Annotated in this window: 20 protein-coding genes; 8 read left to right on the top strand and 12 right to left on the bottom strand. The window is 44.4% G+C overall.

The window, feature by feature from the left end:
- The first annotated feature begins 31 nt into the window (after positions 1-31).
- Positions 32-508: a DUF1842 domain-containing protein gene (locus tag N480_RS04825; protein ID WP_063371414.1), complete on the top strand. Its 477-nt coding sequence runs from the start codon at positions 32-34 to the stop codon at positions 506-508.
- Here N480_RS04825 and N480_RS04820 read toward each other — a convergent pair.
- The 5 genes from N480_RS04820 to N480_RS04800 all read right to left on the bottom strand — a co-directional run bounded on the left by N480_RS04820 (position 505) and on the right by N480_RS04800 (position 5,613).
- A complete protein-coding gene (locus tag N480_RS04820; RefSeq protein ID WP_063371413.1) occupies positions 505-918 on the bottom strand; it encodes a carboxymuconolactone decarboxylase family protein in 414 nt (137 codons plus the stop codon). The two genes, N480_RS04825 and N480_RS04820, sit on opposite strands and share 4 nt — an antisense overlap.
- A gap of 101 nt (positions 919-1,019) precedes the next feature.
- Positions 1,020-1,514 carry a signal peptidase II gene (lspA, locus tag N480_RS04815; protein WP_063371475.1) on the bottom strand — a complete coding sequence of 165 codons (495 nt, stop codon included), beginning with the start codon at positions 1,512-1,514 and terminating at the stop codon, positions 1,020-1,022.
- 177 nt (positions 1,515-1,691) lie between these two features.
- Positions 1,692-3,383, bottom strand: coding sequence for a methyl-accepting chemotaxis protein (locus N480_RS04810; RefSeq protein ID WP_081231754.1), 1,692 nt, complete (start codon positions 3,381-3,383; stop codon positions 1,692-1,694).
- Positions 3,384-3,426: 43 nt separating this feature from the next.
- A complete protein-coding gene (locus N480_RS04805) occupies positions 3,427-3,843 on the bottom strand; it encodes a BLUF domain-containing protein (protein WP_063371412.1) in 417 nt (138 codons plus the stop codon).
- Between the two features lie 126 nt (positions 3,844-3,969).
- Entirely contained in the window at positions 3,970-5,613 is a 1,644-nt protein-coding gene (locus tag N480_RS04800) for a methyl-accepting chemotaxis protein (protein WP_063371411.1), read from the bottom strand.
- Between the two features lie 233 nt (positions 5,614-5,846).
- Between N480_RS04800 and N480_RS04795 the strand changes: the two genes are divergently transcribed.
- On the top strand, positions 5,847-7,970 hold the full coding sequence (locus tag N480_RS04795; RefSeq protein ID WP_081231753.1) for a TonB-dependent receptor plug domain-containing protein: 2,124 nt from the start codon (positions 5,847-5,849) through the stop codon (positions 7,968-7,970).
- Entirely contained in the window at positions 7,960-8,475 is a 516-nt protein-coding gene (locus tag N480_RS04790) for a TlpA family protein disulfide reductase (RefSeq protein WP_063371409.1), read from the top strand. The genes N480_RS04795 and N480_RS04790 overlap by 11 nt, the downstream gene beginning before the upstream one ends.
- Here the strand turns inward: N480_RS04790 and N480_RS25230 are convergent.
- Positions 8,468-8,638, bottom strand: a complete 171-nt coding sequence (locus N480_RS25230; protein WP_155732763.1) for a hypothetical protein — start codon at positions 8,636-8,638, stop codon at positions 8,468-8,470. The two genes, N480_RS04790 and N480_RS25230, sit on opposite strands and share 8 nt — an antisense overlap.
- 523 nt (positions 8,639-9,161) lie before the next feature.
- Between N480_RS25230 and N480_RS04785 the strand changes: the two genes are divergently transcribed.
- The 3 genes from N480_RS04785 to N480_RS04775 are packed head-to-tail and all read left to right on the top strand — an operon-like array spanning position 9,162 to position 12,127.
- Positions 9,162-10,697: a PAS domain-containing hybrid sensor histidine kinase/response regulator gene (locus tag N480_RS04785; protein ID WP_063371408.1), complete on the top strand. Its 1,536-nt coding sequence runs from the start codon at positions 9,162-9,164 to the stop codon at positions 10,695-10,697.
- Between the two features lie 25 nt (positions 10,698-10,722).
- Positions 10,723-11,517 (top strand): substrate-binding periplasmic protein, encoded by a 795-nt coding sequence (locus N480_RS04780; protein ID WP_063371407.1) that lies wholly within the window; start codon positions 10,723-10,725, stop codon positions 11,515-11,517.
- A complete protein-coding gene (locus N480_RS04775) occupies positions 11,477-12,127 on the top strand; it encodes a LuxR family transcriptional regulator (protein ID WP_081231751.1) in 651 nt (216 codons plus the stop codon). The genes N480_RS04780 and N480_RS04775 overlap by 41 nt, the downstream gene beginning before the upstream one ends.
- A gap of 52 nt (positions 12,128-12,179) precedes the next feature.
- Here N480_RS04775 and N480_RS04770 read toward each other — a convergent pair whose 3' ends face one another.
- Positions 12,180-15,818 carry a LamG-like jellyroll fold domain-containing protein gene (locus N480_RS04770; protein ID WP_063371405.1) on the bottom strand — a complete coding sequence of 1,213 codons (3,639 nt, stop codon included), beginning with the start codon at positions 15,816-15,818 and terminating at the stop codon, positions 12,180-12,182.
- A 340-nt stretch (positions 15,819-16,158) separates the two neighbouring features.
- Here N480_RS04770 and N480_RS04765 point away from each other — a divergent pair, with 340 nt between their 5' ends.
- Positions 16,159-17,034, top strand: coding sequence for a DUF417 family protein (locus N480_RS04765; RefSeq protein ID WP_063371404.1), 876 nt, complete (start codon positions 16,159-16,161; stop codon positions 17,032-17,034).
- A gap of 21 nt (positions 17,035-17,055) precedes the next feature.
- Here N480_RS04765 and N480_RS04760 read toward each other — a convergent pair whose 3' ends face one another.
- Positions 17,056-18,660: a CHASE domain-containing protein gene (locus N480_RS04760; protein WP_063371403.1), complete on the bottom strand. Its 1,605-nt coding sequence runs from the start codon at positions 18,658-18,660 to the stop codon at positions 17,056-17,058.
- Between the two features lie 204 nt (positions 18,661-18,864).
- On the opposite strand from N480_RS04760, the gene N480_RS04755 reads away from it, so the two are divergent.
- Positions 18,865-20,298, top strand: coding sequence for a DEAD/DEAH box helicase (locus N480_RS04755; protein WP_063371402.1), 1,434 nt, complete (start codon positions 18,865-18,867; stop codon positions 20,296-20,298).
- Positions 20,299-20,316: 18 nt separating this feature from the next.
- Here N480_RS04755 and N480_RS04750 read toward each other — a convergent pair whose 3' ends face one another.
- The 4 genes from N480_RS04750 to N480_RS04735 all read right to left on the bottom strand — a co-directional run bounded on the left by N480_RS04750 (position 20,317) and on the right by N480_RS04735 (position 25,312).
- Positions 20,317-21,576 carry a sensor histidine kinase gene (locus N480_RS04750; RefSeq protein ID WP_196761453.1) on the bottom strand — a complete coding sequence of 420 codons (1,260 nt, stop codon included), beginning with the start codon at positions 21,574-21,576 and terminating at the stop codon, positions 20,317-20,319.
- Between the two features lie 31 nt (positions 21,577-21,607).
- Complete coding sequence (locus N480_RS04745) at positions 21,608-22,294, bottom strand: response regulator (RefSeq protein WP_063371400.1); 687 nt, start codon at positions 22,292-22,294, stop codon at positions 21,608-21,610.
- Between the two features lie 73 nt (positions 22,295-22,367).
- A complete protein-coding gene (locus tag N480_RS04740) occupies positions 22,368-22,724 on the bottom strand; it encodes a hypothetical protein (RefSeq protein ID WP_063371399.1) in 357 nt (118 codons plus the stop codon).
- Positions 22,721-25,312 carry a reprolysin-like metallopeptidase gene (locus N480_RS04735; RefSeq protein WP_063371398.1) on the bottom strand — a complete coding sequence of 864 codons (2,592 nt, stop codon included), beginning with the start codon at positions 25,310-25,312 and terminating at the stop codon, positions 22,721-22,723. The genes N480_RS04740 and N480_RS04735 overlap by 4 nt, the downstream gene beginning before the upstream one ends.
- Positions 25,313-25,828: the final 516 nt, after the last annotated feature.

Genomic DNA, 25,828 nt, shown 5'->3' with positions numbered 1-25,828 from the left:
CTTTTATAATTCTCTGAGAGTGAGGTGCTCCATGTTAAACTCACAATCCGGTATTCAAGGCTTGTTTCTGGCTAACTTCTTTCTTGGCATCAAATCCAAGGCGCAAGTGCATTTTAATATATCCCTGCTCGTTTATGTGCGAAATAAAACCATTTCAGGGCGCGGTAAAGTGTTTATTCCTACCGCGTCAGAGCAGGATATTATCTCCAATCTTTACGGCGAGTTTCATTACCAGCGCGCGGCAGACAAGTGCTATATCGTACTTGATTTGCTAGGACACCAACCTTGCTTGGGGATACCGCCAACCTGTAAAGCCACCCACAATACCAAGTTAAACATTCTGCTCGATGATAATTGGCAAGTGGGCGAAGCAGGCTTAAGTTACCTCGACCCGATAAAAAAAAGCTGGCACACCATTGACCAATTGCCCGTCCGACAAGTGGACCACAGCAATATCGCCGATTTATCGCAGCTTGCCATCCAAGTTAAGAACGCCCATAAGCACTAAAAACCCAAACCAATCGCAATACGATTCCAACTATTGATTTGCAACGCGATGGCGATAACCGCAAGACATTGCTTTTCATCTAGTGGCGTATTATCAAACTCTGTGATGGGCTTTACTTGTGTAACCTGTTTAGCAAGCCGCAAAGCCGACGCTTCAAACTGGGGTAACAGTGCCAAGTTAGACTCCGCAAGCGCTTTGTGAAAGCGCGTAAATTGCGCGTGGCTGGTGGTATCTTTTAATGCATCTTCGTGCATGATCTGGCAATACTTACATCCGTTTAATTGTGATATATAAAGTCGGATCAAATGCACAGTTGAGCCTGTTAAACACTGTTCAGCTTGAGTACTCAACCCACCTAATGCTTTGTGAATGTGAGGGTATTCGGTAAGTAAATACGGTTGTGAAATCATTTTAAGCTCCTTATTTGTATTCTGATAAGGAGCTTAGGATTTGCCGCAGATAAAAAATTGGATATTTACGACATCCATGAAGCATTCAGCATATTAGAAAGTTAAGTTGCTGATTTTATAGACCCAATTGGTGTAGCCAGAATAATGATGATGGCACCAATCATGATAGCCACATCGGCAATATTAAAAATACCGGTGCGCAAAGAGCCAACCCCAACATTAATAAAGTCGATAACCGCGCCTTGGTTCAAGACTCGGTCAATTAAATTGCCTAAGCCACCTGCAAATATCAGCGACAGTGACGTAAGCTGAAGCCGAGTTAAATCCCGAGTTCTGAGCATGTACCCCATCAGCGCTATTAAAAAAAGCCCTACCGCAACAACAAATAACAGTGTTCTTTCAGTGGCCGTGAAGCTGGCACCAAGACTTAAAAAAACACCCAAATTTTCAGTGTAACCAATTCTGATTAAATCTCCCCAGTAGCTTGTCATTTGCCATGCCACTAAATAGTCACTTGCCCACCATTTTGTACCTTGGTCGATAAGTAAGCAAATTGCACATACCAGCGAGATATGCACCGCTTTATTGTCAGTCATTGTTATGCTCCCGTTGCTCAGTACTTCACTATAAAAAGCCATTGGTGAACATAAAATGACAAACAGATAAACCCCTCAATAATTTTATTTTTAGTATTTTTATCAATAGGCTAAGTCATAAAAGCGCGCCATATTGATACTGCTGTCAATATGGCAAACTACTGGCGGCCGCCAATATCAGGTCACAAAGCGGTTAAAGTTGGTATGTAAGTCTATAATCCTTTTCGCAATATTCTGGTTTGCATCGGCGGTTTCACTCGCCCCTTGTGCGGTTTCTTTGGCCAGCTCGTTAATGTTGTTGATATTTTTATCTATATCAACCGCAACCATAGACTGCTGCTCTGTAGCCGTGGCAATTTGTGTGTTCAAATCATTGATTTGCTCTATCGCACCTGAGGCTTCATCCAACATGGCCTGAGTTTTTTCACTCTTTTCAAAGCAGTTATGGGCACTCACCTTGCCTTTTTCCATACTGTTGACCACTTTGTTCGCCTCTGTTTTTAAGCGATCTAATAAGTCTTGAATGTCAGCGGTGGATGACTGTGTACGGGTCGCTAAGGTTCTTACTTCGTCGGCTACCACAGCAAACCCTCGGCCACTTTCACCCGCACGTGCGGCCTCTATCGCCGCGTTCAATGCCAGTAAGTTAGTTTGCTCAGAGATGCTTTGAATGGCCTCTAACACCGAGCTGATATTATTGGTTTCTTCCACCAGCTCTGCGATGTCATCTGAGGCAAGATTGAGCTCAGAAACGAGGTTTTCAATTATTTGATTGGTCTGGGTGGCGATTTGTTTACCCGTTTGCACCTTTTCACGTACTTTCGCGGTGGCTTCTGCGGCATGTGCAGTACTTTTTGACATATCCTGGGTTGTGGTGGTCATCTCATACACGGCAGCGGCGACCATTTCGGTCTGGTTTTTTTGCTCCGTGACGCTTTTTTCAGTTTGACGCATCACACTCATCGCTAATTCCGACGAGTCACCTAAACTGCGCACGACATCATTGGTACTCATGATGGTTGCGCGCAAGCCACTTATAAATTTATTAAACTCTCGTGCCATCACGCCCGTTTCGTCTTTTGCCGACTCATCTAACATGACCGTCAAATCGCCGTCTCCACTTGCCACCGACTTCAAGCGCGCAATAAGCCCATCGATTGGGGTAGTGATTGAGCGGCTAATGATAAAGGCCGCCACCAGTGCAACGAGTAACGCACCGATGGCCGAAATTGATATCAGCTTAATCGCTAAAATTTCGTCTTGCTCTGCTTTTAAGGTGGCTTTTTGCGTAAACGCTTGTACGTTTGCCAGTACAGCGATGAGTTCGTCTTTAAGCTGATCTTCTTCTGCTTCAATTTTTTTAGCCATGGGCATCAACTCCAAAATGGTCTGATTGGGGAGTTGATTTAGCAACTGCTTAAGATCTTGGGTGGCTTGAGCATAGTGTTTTGTGATGACTTTAAGTTCTTGCTGCACTTCACGAAACTTGCTGGCAGCCTCTTCAGAATGCGCCATGGTAATGGCTTGTGCTGAAAACGCCGTGGTGTCGTCAATTTCTTTTTCCACTTTTGCCATCGATGTGAGCAATTTCTGAGACAGTTGCTGTACTTTACTGTCATAATCTGATGCACCGCTGTCTGATAAGGATTTATACAACAGTAATCGTTCAAATAATATGGCTTGCTCTAGTTGATGTTCGGTGATTTGCGTAAGAAAGTTATTCAATGGAATATCTTCCTCTGCAATATCAATTAGCTCATATCCTATCTTGGCCATTTGTACCAAAGCAATGGCACTGACGAGCAATAACATGCCAAGTTGCACCGCAGCCATTAGGTAGATACGTTTAGCAATACTGAGATGGTTCATACACACGACGCCTTATTTTATTGAGTGGCACTTACTCAGGCACTCAACATGTTTTAAAATAGCAAAGTAACTGCACCGAAAACTCCGGGTGATTTTGCAAAAATGCGTACTTATCGTCCTGAGTTAAAAACTCCGAAAACCCGTCTTCATCGCGCATCTTTTCACTATTTAAGCACTTGAACCCCATTTTCCAGTGAGCAAATACACGCTCTGATACAGCTTGCTCGTGCAATTTATTGATGCGCTCATGACGAGGGTCTTTTGATATCACTTCAAACAGAGCCCGAACTTCCTCTTTTTTGCCTTCTAGTAACTGAATAAAGGTGCCTCTGCCATCATAAAGCAGCAGGCCTGTGATCCCGTTAGCGACATTGCGCTGGCGAAATTTATTCATCATTTTGGCTAGTTCTAATTCTGTATGACGCTTTTTTGCTTTACTGATATAAACTAGCTGAAACATGAATTAACACTCCGCGCGATATCGCTTTTACAGCTTTACTCAGACTTTAGTTCTTAATACGCCTTTTAACATCTAGCACACAGCCTTTTAAAATACCAAGTGTGTATTAAAATCAGTGACTAACATTTAGCGCACTTTAAAAAAGCTAATTGCACTGTGCATACCCGCAGATAACGCATCTAATTTTTGGGTCGCATTGCGATTAGTTTCAGTCACTTCGATGGCATTATCTGACATCGCAGAGATAGAACTCATCGCATCAGACACCTCAGAAATTGCACTCACTTGCTCAGCGCTGGCTTGTACAACTTCGCGTACCCGCTGTAATGAATCACTGGCTTGTGCATCAATGCTTTGCAATAACTCTGTTGCCTCTTGGATAAGCGCCTTACCATTTTCAACTTGCGGCTGTGTTTGCTCCATGGCCTCTACTGATGCCGAGGTCTCTTTTTGGATCTCGCCGATCATGGCCTCAATTTGTGCAGTCGCTTCGCCGGTGCGCTTGGCAAGCTGCCTCACTTCATCCGCAACCACAGCAAATCCACGTCCAGACTCACCAGCTCGGGCAGCTTCTATTGCCGCATTGAGCGCGAGCAAGTTTGTCTGTTCAGAAATCCCACTAATCACATTGGCGATTCCGCCTATTTGCTCAGTATTGGCTTCTAACTTTTTAATTTGTGCCACGGTGGCATTGACAGTGTCGGCTATACGGACAATTTCGGAGGCACTTGCCGCGATGGCGTCTCGCCCTTTATCTGCAAATTGTACGGTCGATTCTGAGTTTTCTTCCGTTTTGGTAGTCAGCTCGCTGACGTGATCGATGCTACTGCGCAAATGTTCCAACCGTGCAACGGTTTGTTGCGTCAAGGACGCCTGCTGCTGAGCGGCTGCATGTATATCGTCTGATCCCGATGACACAACTTTGGCTTGCTCAGCAAGATCCGATGCACCGCCCACGACATTCGAGACAATTTCGGTTAACTGTAATTTCATCTCAAATAGCTTTGCCAACATGCTGTTGGGGTAATCGGTGGCCATATGCTGCGTTAAGTCCCCCTGTGCAATAGACGACAGTGCACGCTCCGCTTGGCGAACTTCTCCCCCCAACGCCTCTCTGATGCTTTTTGCAATCATAAGCCCGATAAACACACTTACGGCAATTGCTAATAGCGTTGCGGCGATCATAAATTGAGCGAACCCGCCCGCTACATCTCGTGCTTCAGGCGTTGCCAATTGATTCGCTTCTTCTTGATAGTCAATAAATTCATTGATGCGTGCAAGCCAAGTGATAAACGCTGGGCGCGCTTGATGTAGCACCATATCATCCACCTCTTTGCCTGCGCGCTTAAGTGCAATGATTTCTTCGACAAGAGGGCGTGTCGTTACTTTGATATCTTCAATGCTTTTCAAAATACGGCGCTCTTGATCATTGAATGGCACCCCCCGCGACTTCATTTGCGCCATGCTATTTTCCGCCTCAACGTAAAAACGCTTCAATTGCATGATTTCTTGCTCAAATTCACCTAATTCCGTTGTTGAGTCAGTAATAGCAACATCTCGAATGGCAATGGCGGTGTCGTGAACGCTGCCCCTAAAATTAATGGCATAGCGCTGTTTCACCGAGTTGATGTCGGTCATTTGTGCCAAGGTATCGTCAATGAAGTTAACATCTTTGATCCCGATCCCCGTCAGCAATATCATCAAGCACAATATTGCGCCATAACCAACAGACAATCTCTGTCGTATTGTGAGCCCAGCTAGAAAATTCATTAATTCACCTTTTTGTCACATCCGCTCTGTAAATTTAGGTCCGATCAGCATTTGGCGCCAATTATCAGTGCGGCAAAATTATGTTTATTTTAGTCATTATTGTTTACTAGACCCTACTCCGCACCAATTACTCACGCAATATTTAAATCAAATTTAAAATAATTTATTACTTGAAGTTCAGAATCATAACGCGCTAACATAAATAATAATCATTATCATTAAGCCAAATTAAAGTGAATTACACCAGTCTGTATTTATCTAACGTCATTATTGCCACCACGTTACTCGCGTCACCATTCGTTTATGCCAAAAACCAACAACAAAGCTTGGAACATATTGAAGTACAAGGGGTACAGTCACGATTGCAAGCACGCGGTATCCTAAAAGACAGCATAGCTAAAACTGAGCTTATTGATGCACAGCAGCTAAAAAACATGCAAGCTGCAAACCTCAGTGAGGCCATTGATAAAGCGTTGGGAATTCGGGTCTCCAATGAGTGCTCTATGTGTGGTGCAAAACGTATTATGATCAATGGTATGAAGGGTGAGCACACCAATGTATTGGTTGATGGTATCCCACTGCACACAATGCTCTCTGGATTTTATGGTATGGACAGCGTTGCGACTGCCGGTATCGGTACCATAGAAATCGCACGCGGTGCCGGCGCTTCACTCACTGCGCCCGAAGCCATCGGTGGCACGGTTAACTTGGTATCTCAAAAGCCAACCAAGAATAGCGCAGAGTTAGACGTTGCTTATGGTAACCAGGATTATCGTAAACTCTCTATGGTTGCAATGGGGGTAAGCGGTGATGAAAAAAGCACCGTCAGCATGATCGCGCAGCATGATAGTCGCGCCCAGTTTGATGGCGATAACAATGGCGTAAGTGAGTCCCCACTATTAGAAAACCAGTCATTAGCAGTAACACTTACTCACGATTTCTCGCTAGATACGACGGTCAAGGCCCGCTATGGTCGCAGCCAATCTGAGGTCTTTGGCGGACCAGTTATTGGAGATACCACCCGCTCTATTGCAGAAACACTCTCCAGTGTAAGCAAGGGAGAAGCTGACAATCTGTTTGTCGATAATGATGTGCGAAATCGCTACATTGGCAACCCGTGGGAAACCGCAGAATGGGTTGATACCCAACGCGAAGAATGGCTTTTCACCCTACTTCACGGTCTTAATGATAATCTCGCGCTAGATATCAGTTATGCCAACGTTGAACACATACAAGACTCTTTCTACGAAAGCATCGATTACTATGCTGAAGATGACATGCAGTTTGCGGCTGCAAAGCTCTACTACACGTTGAACAATCAGCACTTGATTACTGTGGGTATAGATCATCGCGATGAAACCATGCGTAGCCATACCGAGGCACTGGCAAACAACCCGCTTTATATGTCAGATAGCTTTGATTACACCGTTTCTGGCTTGTTTATACAAGACACCTACACGCCATCTATCGATTTTGAACTGGCACTGGCCATACGGATCGATCAAATTAATGCAGATTTTATTGCGAACCACGCTATTGGCGATGAAATCGATGAAACCTTGGTGTCACCGCGCTTAGACATACGCTGGTTCCATCATGAGAATTGGACCTCACGCTTTTCTGTAGGCCAGGGTTATCGTGCTCCCCTGTCATTTTTCGAAAGTGATCATGGCATTTTAGATGCAGAGAAAGGGTACCTCGTAGACGTGCACGATGTAGAACGTTCATTAGGCTACAATTATTCACTGAATCACACAGCAGACAAACTAAACGCCACCCTCTCTATTGCCTACACACAAGTCGATAACCTTGCCTCATTGACACACAATGCAGCTGGCACTCCCGTACTGGGTCAATTGAGTGAACAAGCAGATGTCTTGGCATGGGACTTCGCGATTGGTTACCAGCTTACACCATCCTTACTGGTAGGTGGCAGCTTTGAAGCTTATCAGTACAACGATGTATTTAAGTCTTCATTTGGCATTGCCCCTACGGAGCAGCGCGCAAGTATTAACTTAGATTATGAATTTAACGCGTGGGGCCTGAGTGCCAATTACTTGTTTGTCCCTAGCAGAGATCTGGCCGATTACGGTTATGCGGCATTCAATGATCAACAAGCCACACAAGCCAAAGAAACCAATGTAGGTAGTTACGGCCTGCTCGATTTTAAGGTGACATATACCTTAAATAAGCAAGTCGAGCTGTACTTTGGCATCAACAATGCGCTCGACTACAACCAAGCCGCCGATGAAGACACACCCATCATGTTTGATAACGAAGGCGGCTACGATGTCACCTACATATACGCCCCACTGCGTGGCAGGTTGGCCTATATCGGCTTCGACTATGACTTTTAAACAGGTATTTACTACATTCCCTTTGCTCGTGGCATCTTTTTTTAGTGATGCCACGAGTCCTTTTTACGAATTAGAGCTCACACCCTTAACACCGCACGTCCCTGACTCTTTAGCGTACTATCAAGGTCAGGTATTGGCACTCATGCTGATACAGCCAAATTGTAGCTGGTGTAAAAGGCAGCACAAACTAATACAACAGATGTACGATGCACAGTCACAAGATTGTCAAAAGTTTTCGGTGTTAATGATGGCAACTGGCGCGCAAAAGCGCCAGCTTAAAAGGCTGAAGGCACAGTATCAATCGCAGTTTGCGATGGCGAGTTTACCTAATTCATTGGCTAACTTGCTGGAGAGTAAAAGCACACCACAGTTGTTTATACTCGATTCACAGGGAAATCTCGTCACTTACCATATCGGCTTTATGCCCGAGACCTCTCTTCGCGCGCATATGGATCCTTTGACGAAGAATGCCACATGCCGCATCAAATCGGCGCTGGTTAGTTAGCTTTACCTAACCAGCTTAAAAACCCTTTAGCATCAGCTGCATTTTCAAATGCAATATAGCTCAAGCCATCTTGGTGTTTTACCGCCATACGGCGCTTGTTCATAGAGATAGATTGGACCGGCAAAGTGATCGCCACCTGCTGTCCTTGGTATAAGTAAGACATAATAAAACGCTCATAAATTAATTTTAATATCTCATCGCGTTTTTACGCGGATCAATATTGATTTACATGGTGCCTTATTAAGGTCTGCTGAATAGGTGCATCGCAAGACGATGCTCAACGGAATCATGTTTTTACATGATTGAAAACTTGATAATTTCAAGACAGACGCATTAAGGCGCTAACTTTAAAACTATGACTGACTGGATCAAGGTAAGACATAAATATTGCTTGTTAATGTGAGTCAAACAAGCAAGTCGGCCAGCATACGTTAAATAAATAAAATATACAAGAGAAAAATGATATTAATATGGCAATTTGCGTTTTTAATCTTGCTTTTGCCGCTTATTTCCCTCACAAGTCAAAAAAGCATACGTCACGTACTATGCTAGATGTGTGCAAACTGTTCACTAACTTGCCACAAAACTGGATATAAATCATGCAATACTAACGCAGTAAAAGTATGTTAAGACTATACTTAAGCCTGCACCGTGCTTAAAAGTTTAATTGCCGTTGGAGGGGTCTTGTGCACAGACTTGAAAAGGAACTATACGCTCAAATCAAAAAAAGCCCTGAGATCTTCAATTTTATGGTTGAATGCTCATTAGATGGCTTTTGGTATTGGGATTTAGAAAACCCAGCTCAAGAGTGGATGAGCCCCAAACTATGGCAAACCCTAGGCTATGATCCTAGCACTAAACAGCATTTGGTTTCTGAATGGCAACATATCATCAATCAAGATGATTTAAAGCTTGCCATGGACAATTTTGAAAAACACAAAGCCGACCCGTCACACCCGTATGATCAAATCGTGCGCTACACCCATGCCACAGGCAAAACTATTTGGATCCGGTGTCGCGGACTGATTATTCGCGATGAACAAGGTGAACCTGTTCGCATGGTCGGCTCCCATACTGATATCACAGAAATTAAAGAAAGCGAGCGCCGCGCAATTGAAGCACTCGAGGCGCGAGAGCAGTTTTTTGCCCGTATGTCCCATGAAATTAGAACGCCATTATTCGGGATTTTGGGCATTGCGGGGACACTCAAAAGCGCTGTCGTTAATGACAAAATCGCACAAGATATCAGCACCATATTGAGCTGTGGTGAACAACTACAGTCTTTACTCAATGATATTCTCACTCTTGCCAAACTAGATGCAGAAAAGCTCTCCACCAGCATTGAGGTGGTTGATTTAGAGAATGTATTTGCCCATATCAAAGAGCTATACCACGCCACAGCGGAAGAAAAGCAGCTCAAGTTAGAGGTCGCGGCTAACAAAGCATCTGGCATGTTTGTTAAAACTGACAAAGTGCGACTTACACAAGTGCTCAGTAACCTAGTCAGTAATGCCATTAAATACACTAAAACAGGATCTGTAGAAGTAAAAGCCGATTTTAATAAAGACACCTGCACTGTTTCGGTGATAGATACTGGCGTTGGGATCAAAGATATCGAGGCCATTTTTAAAGCCTACACACAAGAAGATACCTCTTATGAAGGTATGGTGAGTGGCAGTGGTTTAGGCCTAGAGGTGGTTAGTCAACTTTGCGAACTACTCAACTATGATTTGAACTTTAGTTCTGAAGTGGATGTTGGCACACATGTCACAATCTCAATGCCTGCGACCCAAGCCCATACGCACCAGGCTGAACAGCCCACTTTATCTGAGTCCCCTTTGGAACTTTCTATTCCTCGCACTTTAATTGTCGACGACAATGCACTCAATCAAGTCATTACGAGCAAAATGCTAGGCCCGTTTTGCGGCCAAATTGAAAAAGCATCCGATGGTTACGAAGCCCTACAGATCATTAGCAAAAGCCCACCATTTGACCTGATATTATTGGATATCAACATGCCTAAAATGAACGGTTATGAAGTACTCGCACTGATCAATACGATGTCTCTCGACTCGCATCCTCACATCATTATGTTATCGGCGGATGCCTTTGAAGCCACACAGCAAAAATGCCAAGAACTGGGCGCGAAAGGCTATCTCACCAAGCCTTTTACACAACAAGAACTATTGGAGGCATTGTCCGATATGCCACGTCCACAATAGCCTATCACGAGCAGTAGTGACTATTATGATCCAGCGCCAACTTCGCACAACTTTAACTACCGTCGTACTTTTCGCACTTTTATTTGTAAGTCACGTGAGTGCCCAAACACTCACCATCGCAATTGGTGAATATCCGCCGTACTCAGGAGAAAAACTCAAACACCAAGGGTTGGTCCCACAAGTAATTCGAGCTGCTTTTGCCAAGCACAATATTCGCGTTCAGTTTCATTTTATGCCTTGGGCACGCAGCTTTATGGAAGCTAAAAAAGGCTATTATGACGCAGCGGCGTTTTGGTACTGCACGGACGCGCGACAAGAATACTTTGCCTGTAGCACGGCGCTTTACGAAGAATCCGCAGTCTTTTTTATAAAAAAGAATAATCCTGTGCCTCTTTGGAACAACTTGGAGGAGCTTGAAAAGTATCGAATTGGCGCAACGAGAGGATATAGCTATACCAATGAGTTTTGGCAAATGGCCAATTCTGGCGATCTAGATGTGAATATTATGACCCGCGATGAGCAAAACTTCTCTATGCTCCTAAAAGGGAGAATTGACCTTTTTCCGATTGGATTATTGCCCGGTATGTATATGCTGGAGCACAGCTACCCTGAGGAAAAATCAGCGCTGACATTTTTACCTAAACCCTTGTTGACAGGGACGCTGCATTTGTTGTTTTTAAAAAACAACCCGACCACCATGCGGTTACTCAGTATCTTTAACGATGGCTTAGATAAAATAAAACAAACTGGCGAATACCAAGCAATCTTGGCACAGTATAATGAAACGCCAATCAATGAGCCGCAGGCCAATGCCCCTTAATACGGTTTACACCCTCTCTGAAAATTTAGATCTCACAGTGCAAGCGTGGTTAGACGCCAAAGGTTTTGCCACTGAGCACTTTACGCAAATTGACGACTTTATTGCACGAGCAGACTTAACACAGCCAAGTTGCGTATTGATGCAATTAGATAGCTCAGTGCAGCATTATGCTAAGGTGATTAGCCAATTGACGGTGCAAAACAGTCCAATGCACGTGGTGATCATCGAATCACATGATACGCTGTTTTCTGGGCAGCACTCTTCGACTTGCTCGTCACTCCCTTTTATTGACTTACCGCCTGACATAGACACGCTGGAAACTGCGGTATTGCGCGCTTTTCAGCTCGCGGCAGAAAAGCACAAGGTGAATACAATGGCACATATTTATTGCCACGAATTCACAGCCAGAGAACTAGAAATTGCTCAGCAACTTGCAAAGAAAAAAACAATCACTGAAATTGCACAGTACTTAGTCTTATCTCCAACAACAGTTGAACGGTATGTTTGCCGCATTAGAGAAAAAACTGCTTGCCAAACAGTTGATGCACTCTTAGTACTGCTTGTCGATTACCCGCCAGAATTAGTTATGCCACGAGCAATGTACTTATAAAAAACGCGGCCTAAGCCGCGATTTTCTCTATACACTTTTAGTCATGTCTCGGTTAACAGAAAATATGACAAATAAAGTGTTTCGCGCCATTGTAGGCATCCTTGGCTGTATCTTCGGCTTTATCTTTTGCAGTATCAAAGGCAGTACCTGCAAAATCTTGCGCCTTGGCACCATAGTTATTAACCGCATCATCAACACTGATTATGCCGCTAAATACCGCTTCTTGGGCTGTGACACCATACTGCCCCATCGCCTGATTAAGTGGCAACATGTTGGTTTGTACAAAACGAATGGCAGGCACATAATATTGTGTAACGGCTTGGTTCACAGTCAGCATATTTGAATTTACCGCTTCAAGCCCACCAATCACGCCATTACCAACGAGATCTGCGGTATCAGCGACTGAGTTAGTATCAATCACCACATTAACATCTACATCAAGGCCAATTAAAACAGCCAGTTCACCGGAGACACCCACTGTCAGCTCACCATCTTCATAACCCGCTGTAGCGCCGGCATTGATGCCCACACCGAGGCCCGCTTCAACGCCACCTTCGGCATTACCACCAACACCTGCCAGTGAACCGCTGGCATACCCAGAAGCGGTGGCCATAATGCCCGCTTCAGCCCCCGCTGAACCCGAAAGACCGTAACACCCGTCGCCATAACATAACTTGCTATCACCTTCGACATTGGCATAAGCAGACAGTGCAGCTGTGCCCTCGGTGGTCGCACTTGTACCTGGCACAAAGTCCACTTCGACTTCTAACGTACTCGTCGCCGATACTGTTGCTTGCGTGCCCAATTTAACATGCTGAGAAATTTGTGTTTTATCTACGGTTAGTTGTGCTTCAATCTCAGCGTCAACTGTCACCTCCACACCGTACTCCTGTGATGCAGAGCCAACGCCATCCACTTCCACAGAGCCTCCCGCAGTTGCCACCGCGCCTGCGCCAATATAGCTTCGCGCTTCAGCGTTTACACCATCAGGGCCAACTGAGAAAGACAGTTCCGCATCCGCCTCAGCATAGGCTTTTGCATTCGCATAGCCGTTAATGCGTGCACCGCCAATCAATTCTTTACTAATTGAAGTCTCAGCGGTAACACCCACTTTGAGTTCAACGGCCTTGTCCACGTCTACGGTTGGAAAGTCAATTGAAAAGGCACCCGATTGGATTTCATCCGCAATCAGTGCAAATACGCCATTACCCATGGCCACTGAGTTGTTTACAACCGCCCCAGCAGGCACACCGGCAATCAAAACCACATTGCCCGGACTGGTATTGACTGACGCTGGCAATTGATATGTCTTGTAGTAATCGGCAATCGCCACGACATTGTCGGTAAAGCGAATGTAGTCAACATCGGTCATCAGTAAACGCGTTACACGAGTCGGATCGTAGCGATAAGTAAGCACCAAAGAGTTACCCACTCGCTCAACCGAATAATTTTTTCGACTATCCGCCACTTGAAAAACGGTGCCGCCGCTGACACTGCGCTCCAGTTCAGCATCATCAATAAATATTTTTTGTTGAGATGAAACAAAATTACCGTCATAACTCGCCGTCAATTCAACATTGACGTAAAAGTCGTGGTGAGCATTACTGACATCAAGTTTTAATCCAATCGCGTCGCTGGCATTAAGATCAATACTGCCACCTTGAATTAAGTACTTGTTGTTTTTATCTAATAACACGACGTCATGCGGTAACCCAGAAATCGTCACCGTCGCATCCTGCGCAACTTTTGGGTTAACGATGACATTCAGTGGCACAGCTTTGCCAACACCAAAACTACTTTTGATATCGCGATACTTACCTTTTACCAAATGCCAAGGTTGATCTGCACTGCCTCTGACATAGCGATCATTCTTTTCGGTCACCACCCAAACACGTCCATCATTATCCACCGCTATTTCTTTGGCTTTGGCACTCAGTTCTCCTTCACCACCGTAACTCGGAATATAATTTGGATCATTAACCGGCACAGCTTTGCTAGTATCGCCGAACACATCTGTGGTTGGGTCAAACGGCGCATTGCTGTCATACCCTTGGGCTTTTTGCGGATCAAAAGCGTCTGAAGGGGTAAAGTACCAAGGCGCTGAGATGCCAAACCGATTTTTCACATACCCTGCGTAATCGATGCCCCAAACCTGACCGTCGGCCCCCACAGCGAGCTTTTTCATAAAGCCATCTTGGGTTAGCCAATCGCCTGATGATTTTTTACCATTGAGTTTGATCTCTCCTTTGAGGCCATTTCTCACATAAACTTCACCATTTTGACCTGTCGCCGCAGCCCAAACGTAACCATTTGGCTGAACTGCCAATTGCGGAAAGAAACCATCTACTTGTTGCCAAGGAGAATCGAAGCGATCGCGAAAATATACTCGCCCATCATCCGTACCGGCCCAAATACCACCATCCTTATCACTGCCAATACTGACAAAATGCATACCTTGATCGACATCAGTATCCACTTTCCAGTCGGTGTTTTTTGAACGACTGAATACAACGCCGCGCTTATTAATGCCCCAATAAATCTCGCTATGATGCGCCACGTGTTCAATTGGTTCACCAAAATCAATACTGCCGCTTTTCGCAAATAACAAATCATCTGCTTTTGGCGGTACCACATACACAAAGTCATAGCGTTGAACGGGTTTTACTGAATAAGGTTGCACATTGCCGGCATGAACTTCTACTTGCAGTGCAAATTTACCAAAGAAGCCTTGTGGGATATTGAGTAGCAGTGCGTTATCTTGTAGTGCTTTTAAATCCACCACTTGCATATAGGTGCCATTTTTGTTTTTCTTTGGCAATAGTGCGTTTCCTTTAATGCTCACACCTTTTGGTAAGCCAGACACCGTTATAGCACGATAGTTCTGCGGCACGCTCAACTGAGGCACGGTAAATGGATAATCCGCAGATGTGGTGCGAGTTGAGCCTGCACGGGCGCCATGAAGGTGCATATAGTCACCTCCTGTTGCATGATCAATCACGCTACCACCGATAATATCTTTCTCGTTTAATGGGTAATTAGCAATCAAGTTAGGGGTGATTGAACTCAAAACGGCGCGATTATTTGCTTTGAGTTGCTTTTGCGTACGCGCTGTATTCCATACTCTAAAATCATGAATAGCACCTTGGAACAGCCCATCTCCATTCCAAGCGCTGCGGCCTATGTAACGATGACGGCGCGGTTCTGTACTAGGCAGATTCATATTGCTGTTAGTCGCAACCAATTCACCATTGATGTAGAGTTTCGCTGTTCTCTTGTCATGTTCAAAAGTCGCAGCCAAATGTGTCCAATAACCAATGGGTAACGCCTTAGGCGAATCAACTACCGTCTCGAGACCATCGCGATATACGCTAAATCGAGGTTTGCCAGTTTTGGCAATTGATGTGGCAAAAATAATGTTGTCTTGGCCGGTTTGGTTGAAAAAATCGAGTAAACGCGCGAAATGCGTCACTTGGTCAACTTTAACCCAAGCTTCAATTGTGAAGCTCCCTTTAACATCAACATTCTTTTCGCTTACTAACTCAGCGTAGTCATCCTGACCATCAAAAACAATGGACGCCGCAACGTCACGCTCCAATACACGATACTCTTCTGCTGCAATCGTTTGCGAAATTAACCCAAATAAAACGACCACCGCATATTGAGTTACCTGCCCAATACAGTGTTTCAACATTATCACATTACCCTTTCTTTGCCTTTGTGTATGAATCATTTGAAATGATTCAAACTATAGAGATTCTCGATACCTAGCTGTTCAGATATCAGGAATGAAATATTCCTATGGGCGGGAGGGTATCACAACATACAATACAAAGTGGTGTGACGAGAAAACAAAAACAATACAAAAGAAGTAGTAAAAGTTTAATAAACGGCTGATTTAGTTTGCTTTTTCACCACAAAAAATGTCTATTTTCTCTCCAAAATTAGAGGTTAATACCAATATAAAGTAAAAATTTGAAATATATATCTAGGTGATTCGGTCTGTAAGGGTAATCAATTTCCTAGGAGTTCACATGCAACATAAAACACTAATTAATTTGGTGACCGGTTTAACGGCATTCAGCTTGTTTACCTTTGCGTTATCGATGATGCTTGGTGGTAATGACCGCTATGTGCAAACCGTTTTGCAATTTTATTCGCTCGACAGTGCCATCTCAGAAGTCCTAGCGGCTCAACTGTTAGGCGGTGTTATCCTTGTCATCAGTGCTCTATTAATATCTAGACAGCCCGCTTTTAAAACCGCTGCTTTTTGGGGGCTTATTGCCGTTGCAACACTATTTTTAGTCACTTTGTTTGGCGAAGCACGCTGGATCCAGTCTCACGGTGGATTTCCGGTGATCGGTTCTGGGCAAGGGATCATTAAATATTTTGCTCTACTACCCATTGCAATATACCTCTTTGCTCGCAGTAAATTCAGCGCCTCACAGCACCTTTGGTTCAACTTCTTTCCAGTTGCATTAGTGCTCCTGTGGATTGGCGGCATGAAATTCTTGGAGTTAGAAGCAAAAGGTATTGAGCCTTTAGTAAGTCACTCACCATTTATGTCTTGGTTATATGACTTATTCTCAGTTCAGATGGCATCTAACCTGATTGGTATCTACGATATTTTCTTTACTGTATTGCTAGGTGCAGCATTACTCTTACGACATAAGCAATTATTTATTGTAGCCGCATTAGGTAGTGGTGCTGTTTTTGTTATGACACAAACATTTTTAGTCACCACACCTGGTGCACTTAGTATGTCTACACTGCTTACTGGTACTGGGCAATTTATCATTAAAGATATTTGGTTTATCTGTAATCTATTAATCCTAAATTACTTGATTAATCAGTCTACTACTTCAAGTGAAAGCACGCTTAAACAAACTGTGCAGCAATCGGCAGCGTAACCCAAATTAAGGCAGGAGGCTTTACCCTACCTGCCTTGTACATTCAGTAGATAATGCTTTTTGAGCCACTTCTTTAACTGCATATGTATTTCTACCTGCATCTTTCGCGCGATACATGGCCTGATCAGCGATATCAAGCAAATGACTTCTTTCATCATTACTTTCAGGGCGCATGGCACACGCGCCAACGCTGACAGTCACATATTGGCTCACTGATGACCTTTCATGACTAATTTCCAGTGCTGCCACAGCTGCTAAACATTTCTCGCAAAAGCCATCGAGCTGCTCAGTATCGGGGAGAATAAAAATAAACTCCTCCCCGCCAATCCGAGCAAAAACATCACAGGCACGCTGTGCCAACTGAGACAAAGCATTCGCAACTAAACATAAACAGCGATCACCTGCGACATGACCATAGTAATCGTTATATTCCTTAAAAAAGTCGATATCAATGACAACCAAACTTATCGGGCTACCGATGCGCACAGCGCGCCGCCACTCTTTTTGCAACTGCATATCAAAGTGGCGTCGATTTGATACCTCCGTCAGACCATCGATTTGAGTCAGAGCAAGTAATCTGGCATTGGCTTTGTCCAGTTCTTTGGTTTTGATTCGCACAGCATGCTGAATTGCGATTTGGCGACGATATAAAAGCCGTACATAAAAAAACATTAGAAATGTCATTACCATGCCGATAAAGAGCACTAAAACTGGGATAGCTGAAATACGGCTCTGCACAAAACGATGAGACGGGGAGGCACTGATCACCCAGTTACGCCCCCAAACGTCTAGCCAAGACTGCAGCTGACCCGAAGATTGTAAACGATTTCGATACAGCGTTTGGGGCTGTGCGGCATCCGTTACATCCTCAATAACAAACTCAATATCCCCTTCATTTTTACCTAGTTTCGAATGCGCGACTAATGCATTAAGTTTGAATACCCCAATCACAAAGCCACGAATATTATCGCGCTTATCAGCAACAGTCAGTGAAAGGTGATCATAGATAGGTCGCAATGCGATAAATGCTTTTTGTTTGTGGGGGTCTTGAACGAGTGTAATACTGGCCGTTACAAGCGGCAGAGCAAGATCTCGCGATGTTTGTATAATTTCTCGCCGTGTTTGACTGGAAAACAAATCAAAGCCAAGTGCAGCCTCATTACCGAAAAGGGGTTCAATATATTGTACTGGGTAATACTGATTACGTATTTGGGCAGCTTGCATTTGTCCCTTTAGTCGCTCAGTAATCGCAAACTGAGCATAGTTTTCTTGGTTTTTTTTCTCAAACTCTTGCCGCGCATCTTGTGTAACTCGTGGCACCCATTGCAATGCCTGGATCCCTGCCTTCGTCGCGAGAATGCGAGAAGAAACATGACGAAACTCAGCTTTACTGGCTTGAGGTTTAACATCAAAGAGTACAGCGAGACTATGCAACGAGGATAGATTGTTCATCACCGTTTCTTTAAATGAATCTACCCTAAGTAAATACTCTTTGCTGAACTCTTGTCTAATGGAGTGCTGCTGCTCTTGATACAGCATATAAACCAATGTTCCGGTGAAAAGACTGCCCGCAACCAACACCGTAAGCTGCATGCAAAGCGCCACTTTCCGCTGTGTGATGTCCATGATAAATCCCTTCATAACCACGCTGTCAATGCAAGTATAGACCACTCAATAAAACATGCAGCGTGCAAGCCAGCCCATGCCACCTTGGATTAAATTCGGCAGACTGTGCTAACTCTGCTATGATCGCGTATCCATGGCAGTATTGCCAATCATAGACAAGGTAAAGGTCCACACCGTTGCCACCTCAGTACAAAGAGAGTATGCATGAACTTTTCTCAACTTGGGTTATCCCAAGTACTTTTAAACACCCTTGAAACTAAAGGGTATAGTTCACCGACCCCAATTCAGCAGCAAGCGATTCCTGCCATATTAAACGGTCAAGATGTGATGGCGGCGGCACAAACAGGCACGGGCAAAACAGCGGCTTTTACCTTACCACTGATTGAGCAGCTGCTTAACACCCAGCAACCTCATGCAAACCAAGCCCGCGTACTCGTGCTTGCACCAACCAGAGAACTTGCGATACAAATTGCAGAAAGTGTTGAAACATACAGCGCCGGCACACGTATTCGCAGTACCGTTGTATACGGTGGTGTTAAGATCAACCCGCAAATGATGCGCTTGCGCAAAGGTGTCGATATTCTCATTGCAACACCAGGTAGGCTGCTAGATCTTTATCAGCAAAATGCTGTGAAGTTTACTGAATTATCGGCTTTAGTGCTGGATGAGGCAGACCGTATGCTAGATATGGGCTTTATCCATGATTTAAAAAAAATCATTCGTCTGCTACCCAATAAACGCCAGAACTTATTATTTTCAGCTACGTTTTCTGGGCCGATCCGCGAACTCGCTCAAGGCCTATTTTCGTCTCCAGTTGAAATATCTGTCGCCACTGAAAACACCACCGCTAAAACTGTCATCCAAAGCGCGTATGCCTTAGATAAAGCACAGAAAAGTAAACTGCTGTGCCACTTTATTACTGAAAAAAAATGGCAGCAAGTATTGGTATTTTGTCGCACCAAACATGGTGCGAACAGGCTCGTCGCATTGTTGGAAAAAAATCATATCAGCGCAGCTGCGATTCATGGCAATAAGTCGCAAGGTGCAAGGGTAAAAGCGCTAAATGGTTTTAAAAATGGCGACGTCAATGTATTAGTCGCCACTGATATTGTGGCCAGAGGCCTAGACATCAGCGAATTGCCATACGTCGTGAATTACGATTTACCCAATACCTATGAAGACTATGTACACAGAATTGGGCGCACAGGAAGAGCTGGCAGTGAGGGCATAGCGGTCTCATTTGTAACACAAGCCGATGCAGACGATTTATATGGTATTGAGCGCTTCATTGGTGCACTCATTCCACGTGCTGAAGAACCAGGGTTTGTACCGCAAAACCCAGTACCTGAAAAGCCGTTGGATACACGCCCACTCAAACCTAAAAAGCCGAAAAAGAAAAAAAATAAAACAGACTCGACAGATAAAGCTACAAGTGATCAGAAGCAGACTAATAGCACACACTCGAAGGAAGGTAAGAGCCGCACTGGGCAACGCCATACCAATGCGCGCAAGCCAAAGCGCAACGCCAATTCACAAGGGGCAAGTAAACTGGGCTCTAAGTCAAAGCCTAATAATAAGCAGCGTAGTGCAAACAAGCCAAATCAGGCGCGAAAAACGCAATCATCAAAGTCTGCCTAATGGTATCGCAAGCCCAGTCTAAATGCTGGGCTTGTCAGCCTTAATTTGCAAGCGGAAGCATGCGCCCCCCAAGTCATGCAGGCCATCTATGACCGTAATATCACCATCGTGTAATTGAACGATAGAGTTTGCAATGGCTAAGCCCAATCCACATCCCCCTGAATCCCGAGATCGACTCGGGTCCAATCGAGTAAAGGGCTCAAAAATACGCACGCGTTTTCCCGGTGGAATACCGATGCCATCATCTTCAATAAAAAATTGCATAAAACCTCCTTCATTACTGACCGTAATATGGCATTGAGCCTGAGCAAACCGCCCGGCATTACGTACAATATTGATTAAGGCACGGCGCAATAAGTTATAATCAGCTATCACATTTAAATCGTCGCAATTAATGCTGAATTTTATATTCGGATAAAAACTTGAAACTTGCTCCACGGCATCTTGTGTCAGATCTTTACAAGATACAGACTGAAATTGCATTGCGGTACTGCCATCTTTCAGTTTAGCGTAGTACAACAGCTCTTTAACTAGTTCATCTAAGCCCAATAAGGCACTTTGCATGGTACTTTTAAGCTCTTCTTGCGTATCATGCTCCGCCCCCTCTAGCATGTCGAGAGCAAACTGTATACGTGCCATAGGGCTTCTAAATTCATGCGCCACACCATGTAACAAATCACGTTGTAGATTTAACTGCTCTGTACTTTGCTGCTCACTTGACGCCAAATACCCATAAAGTTCCGTTAACTGCGCTTGGGGACTTTGCGCTTTTTCTATATCGGCTGGGAGCACTGCTGCCAATTGTGCTCTGAGTGTCAGCTGCGCTCGATACATTGCTATTAAAAAGACAGAAATGCCTACACCATTCACCAAGCATGCCATAAGCCACATAAACCAATCCGCAAACCAGCTTAATACGCTGTGGTGAATAACAGGGCCTATCATGACCACTTGATTGTTACTGCGCATGACGTAAATACTAGCAGTTTGCGCGTCAACAAATACTTGATTAAGTTGTAACTCACTGAGTTGCTCGACTAAAAATGGATCATCGTCAAATTGTCGAGTAGAGAGAATATCTATGGGGTCATTTCTATACTCAGTTAAGGCCTGAACGATGGCTTCATCTCCAATGCCATGAAGGGATTTGAGGTGTATATCAATGTCATCCGCGAGGCGGTTTAAGTATTGCTCATACTGCGCTAATGACGCTTCTTGGACTTCAAAGTAAGCATCTTCCATGAGCCAGCGTGCCAAAACCATATTGATCAAAATCATGACACCTACCCATGTCACTATCAATTTGCCGCTAATCTGCAATGAGATACCCTTTATTTCGTATGGTTTTGATAACTTGAGGCTGCTTAGGATCATCCCCAAGCTTTTTGCGTAACCGGGATATTCGTAAGTCAATGGAACGGTCCATGGCATCATACTCTAGATTGAATATTTTGCGATGCAAGCTATCACGAGAAATGATACTTCCTGCCGATTGGGCAAGTACCCATAGCAACTCAAATTCAGCGCTGGAGAGAATTACCTCCTCATTGAGATAACTCACCGTGCGATTACGCCAATCTAATTGCAAACTCCCATCACATACAACACGCAAGTCTTTATGCTGCTCCTGCAAGCTTGATTGACGCCGCAATTGTGCGCGAATGTGAGCAAGTAACACCCGTGGCTTTAAGGGTTTGCAAAGGTAATCATCCGCCCCAACTTCAAGGCCTGTCACCTCATCGATATCATCAACTAACGCTGTTAACATGATGATAGCGCCAGAGAAGTGGGGACGGATCTCACGACAAATACTTAACCCATCTGTGCCCGGTAGCATCAGATCAAGAATGATTAAATCCGGCTGAATTTTAAATACATGCTCAGCGGCTTGGCGCCCATCATTTAAGACCTCAACCAAAAACCCATTTTGCGCCAAGAATTGGCTGATCAAGGAGGTTAGCTCTCGATCATCGTCTATCAGTAAAATTTTTTGCATAACACCTACTAAGATACAACAAATAGTCTATTCCATCCAAAGAAGCTAATGGGGGCATAATGCCCCCATTAGCTTAGTTAGACTGCTTACACTGCGCATATACAGCTTTGTTGTATTTGCTAGCATATTCATACTTGGCACTGCGACTTTCTCGCGTCGTCGCTGAATATATAACATCCCCCTCATTTTTCCAGTAACGTATGCCACACTGTGCCTTAAGGCTTTTTACATCTTCATCTTCAAATCCGGGTATTACTAGTCGCCGACTCGCGAAGACTAAAAACCGATAATCCTGCTCGGCTTTAGCCTGAGCTATATCACTTTTCAGCCTGACCAATTCGAGTGAATCATGTTTTTGCTGATCAGCACACCCGCTCAGGGCTGATATCAAAGTAGTAAACACCAGAGTTCGTTTTACGCGCGCTCTCATGCCCGCTGGCCCCATTGACGTCTCAATCCAAGTAACATTACGCCCAGAAGTGACCACAAAGAACCACTATCAGATGATTTGTCAGCATTGTCTTTTGGTGTTGGTTCAGGCGTTGGAGTCGGCTCTGTAACTTTCGCTTTCTCTTTTACCGTAATATCTAATTGTCCAGTTGCAGTCGCGCCTTGTGCATCAGATACCGTATATGAAATTTGCTCTTTCCCAGAGAATTCTGCTGGTGCAGAGTAGATAATCATTTGCTCATTGAAAGTCACAACCCCTTTGCCCGCATAATTTACCGCCGTGAGCTTTAACGCATCTCCATCTAGGTCACTATCATTTTCCAACACCTTGAATTGAATTTGCTTTGCACCATACTCCACGCTTGCAGTGTCATTTTGCGCAACAGGTGCATCATTAACCGGCGTAACTGTAATATTCAAATTAAAAGGGTCGCTTTGCATGGTGCCGCGTTTTACGACCACCTGAGCTTGCAAAGTACCGTTAAAATTCGCTTTTGGCGTGATCGTCGTCCCTTGAACCGTGTAATTATCTCCACCAGCAATTTCAATGCTATCAACACTTTGCGCTGTTGCCATGGTTAAGTCACTGGGTTGTACGGTTATAGTTTCATCTTCAGCAACTGTCAGCGGCTTCTGACCCGTGACCTTAGGTTTAACCTCTGCGCCACTATCGTTAGTAATTGAAAAGTCACCATTATTTATAGCAAAGAAAATATTGTCGCTACAACGCACCATTATTCTAGCTTTATCGGTTTTCAAAGCAGGCAAGGCAACCTCGAATTGGCCATTGTTGGCTACCTTACTGGCAAGGGTTGTTGCAAACTGCTCCCCACCATCTACAGATAATAAAATGTCCACTTGCGAACAGTTGACTGGTGCGTTCTCACTACCTGCTGTGTGCCAGCTTACTATTTGTTGGTTTGCTCTCCATTGAGAACTTGCATCAGGGAGTTTAACCGCAAATCCGCTGTCATTGGCAACCACTGAAACTTGCATATCATCCTCTGCAACTCCCCCATTGGCATCTCGGACCACTAAACGAAAATCGAGCTTACGCGTTGTTGTTGCATAAGCCTCCCCATAACTGAGTGAGCCTTTCAACACATCTGATAACTTAGGAAGCGTGCGCTCAGCAGTCTCTGTAGGATTAAACGTTCTGAATATTGGTCGACCTCCCTCATCAACACCATCACTTTCCTTGCTGTCAGACGCACTGCCAATGTTATATTGCTGCCAACTGTAGCTGAGTTTATCACCTTCCGCGTCAGTTGCGCTTCCCGTTAGTTTAAATGGAGTACGGGCTGGGACAATGAAGTCATTCCCGGCGTTCGCGACTGGGCGTTGATTTGTTTTTGGAGAATGCGTACCACAGCTTTTACCCGCTTTTTCACGTGTAAACGCCATCATTTGCTCCAGTGAGTGGGCATGGAAGTATGGATCTGAATTAGCTTGTAAATCTTGCTCATCACAAATTCCCGCGTATCCCATTATCGTTGAACCACTTCCGGGTTCATATGCACTGGTATCGACTCTGTTGCCTGCACACGCACCTGCTGTTCCATTAAAAGTGTGCTCCGCACCAAGTTGGTGACCAATTTCATGCGCAACATAATCAACATGAAATGCATCATTGTCAGGTTGCTCACTTCCTGTCACGCCTTCAGCCTTTAGCTCTGTACAAACAACTTCAAAACCCGCTAAACCGCCACCACCTGTGCCAACAAGGTGACCAACATCGTAATTTTCCAGCCCAATATGCTCATTGATTACGGCACTGACCTTATCTATGTCGGCATCAGTATTATCAAATGGATCACTATTTGCGTCTAAAAAGATTAACTTGTCACTACCTTCTACGAGCTGGAAGCGAATCGCCATATCTCGGCTATAAACATCGTTAAGCCTATTCGTCATCGTCACAAGTGCAGACATGACTTTTTCTTTGGTACCACCATGATAAGCAGCATACTCGCCTGTGGTTGTGACAGCTAAGCGATATACGATTTCAGTATTTGGATAGGTCGCTTTGGATAAACGCGATTGCGTATGCTCTTGGTGATGTGAAGTTTCTGATTGGCTATGCCTGCGAGGTGCCTGTTGGCGTAATTGATTAACCTGCTGCTTTTGTGCCTCTCGATTGTAAACAGAATAAAGGTCTTTTGTGCCTCGCTGAGGGTCGATATATATATGCTTTCCTTGATAGTTAAACATGCCATAAAAGCCACTTTCATCCATATTGAAATGACCTCGGTGCGCAGAATTATGCTTATCTACACCTGTAAAAGTGCGAATATTGACATACTTAGCAGCAAGCTCCGGCGCCATAACTTGAGACGGGAAAAGCTCAAATGTCACTTTCTCCCCAGTTGGCAAGGGCAAAACCACTTCTATAGGTGCTTCGCCAACAACATTTAATGCTTGTTGTAATGCTGGTTCATCTAACGAGTAAACTTTTTTGTGCCCCACTTGGTTGCGGCTTTTATCTGCAAACTGCCAGTAATCCGGTTCAGCATTGGCTGTCGAAGCAACAATGTGGCTTACTAAAATGGCGAGTAGGTGTTTTTTCATAGCAGGATCCTGTTGTCATTGATTGTAAGTGCTATATATGACAATAACTAAGATTGCTTTGGTCTTGGGTAACCAAGTGTGGAGGTTTTGTATCCTACCAGATACAAACAGATATCTTTTAACTAAATCATGATGATAAGGGTAAAGAGTGGACTTGTAGAGCTAAAAAATGAAGCCAGTACCGCACTCCTTGCGGTCGCATACGCAACGCTGTGTTTGCCTATACGTGGCGGCCATCCTTGAAAGATATGTGTAACCATTGGTGTTGGTTTTTATATCTATGCTAGTTATACAACTAGCATCTCAAAACTTGACGCTCAGTTGTCCCTTACTAAGCTAAAAAATTCGTATTTCTAGTTAGAAAAAAGTTCAACTTACCACCGTTTATACGCTCGCTGGCTTATTCTTTTTATACTACTTTTTGCTGCTAGCTGACTTCTGCTTCCTGGCTGACTTCTGCTTCCTGGCTGACTTCTGCTTCCTGGCTGACTTCTGCTTCCTGGCTGACTTCTGCTT

The organism is Pseudoalteromonas luteoviolacea S2607 (assembly GCF_001625575.1).
Classification (GTDB): Bacteria; Pseudomonadota; Gammaproteobacteria; order Enterobacterales; family Alteromonadaceae; genus Pseudoalteromonas; species Pseudoalteromonas luteoviolacea_E.
This window is presented reverse-complemented; position numbering and strand designations above follow the sequence as displayed.

Bases quoted from the DNA above. Each gene is read 5' to 3' on its own strand.
- N480_RS04800 (WP_063371411.1), bottom strand. From the start codon at position 5,613: ATGAATTTTCTAGCTGGGCTCACAATACGACAGAGATTGTCTGTTGGT.
- lspA (WP_063371475.1), bottom strand. From the start codon at position 1,514: ATGACTGACAATAAAGCGGTGCATATCTCGCTGGTATGTGCAATTTGC.
- N480_RS04735 (WP_063371398.1), bottom strand. From the start codon at position 25,312: ATGAAAAAACACCTACTCGCCATTTTAGTAAGCCACATTGTTGCTTCG.
- N480_RS04770 (WP_063371405.1), bottom strand. From the start codon at position 15,818: ATGTTGAAACACTGTATTGGGCAGGTAACTCAATATGCGGTGGTCGTT.
- N480_RS04765 (WP_063371404.1), top strand. From the start codon at position 16,159: ATGCAACATAAAACACTAATTAATTTGGTGACCGGTTTAACGGCATTC.
- N480_RS04805 (WP_063371412.1), bottom strand. From the start codon at position 3,843: ATGTTTCAGCTAGTTTATATCAGTAAAGCAAAAAAGCGTCATACAGAA.
- N480_RS25230 (WP_155732763.1), bottom strand. From the start codon at position 8,638: ATGTCTTACTTATACCAAGGACAGCAGGTGGCGATCACTTTGCCGGTC.
- N480_RS04760 (WP_063371403.1), bottom strand. From the start codon at position 18,660: ATGGACATCACACAGCGGAAAGTGGCGCTTTGCATGCAGCTTACGGTG.
- N480_RS04790 (WP_063371409.1), top strand. From the start codon at position 7,960: ATGACTTTTAAACAGGTATTTACTACATTCCCTTTGCTCGTGGCATCT.
- N480_RS04820 (WP_063371413.1), bottom strand. From the start codon at position 918: ATGATTTCACAACCGTATTTACTTACCGAATACCCTCACATTCACAAA.
- N480_RS04810 (WP_081231754.1), bottom strand. From the start codon at position 3,383: ATGAACCATCTCAGTATTGCTAAACGTATCTACCTAATGGCTGCGGTG.
- N480_RS04740 (WP_063371399.1), bottom strand. From the start codon at position 22,724: ATGAGAGCGCGCGTAAAACGAACTCTGGTGTTTACTACTTTGATATCA.
- N480_RS04775 (WP_081231751.1), top strand. From the start codon at position 11,477: ATGAAACGCCAATCAATGAGCCGCAGGCCAATGCCCCTTAATACGGTT.
- N480_RS04745 (WP_063371400.1), bottom strand. From the start codon at position 22,294: ATGCAAAAAATTTTACTGATAGACGATGATCGAGAGCTAACCTCCTTG.
- N480_RS04780 (WP_063371407.1), top strand. From the start codon at position 10,723: ATGATCCAGCGCCAACTTCGCACAACTTTAACTACCGTCGTACTTTTC.
- N480_RS04750 (WP_196761453.1), bottom strand. From the start codon at position 21,576: ATGATTTTGATCAATATGGTTTTGGCACGCTGGCTCATGGAAGATGCT.
- N480_RS04825 (WP_063371414.1), top strand. From the start codon at position 32: ATGTTAAACTCACAATCCGGTATTCAAGGCTTGTTTCTGGCTAACTTC.
- N480_RS04755 (WP_063371402.1), top strand. From the start codon at position 18,865: ATGAACTTTTCTCAACTTGGGTTATCCCAAGTACTTTTAAACACCCTT.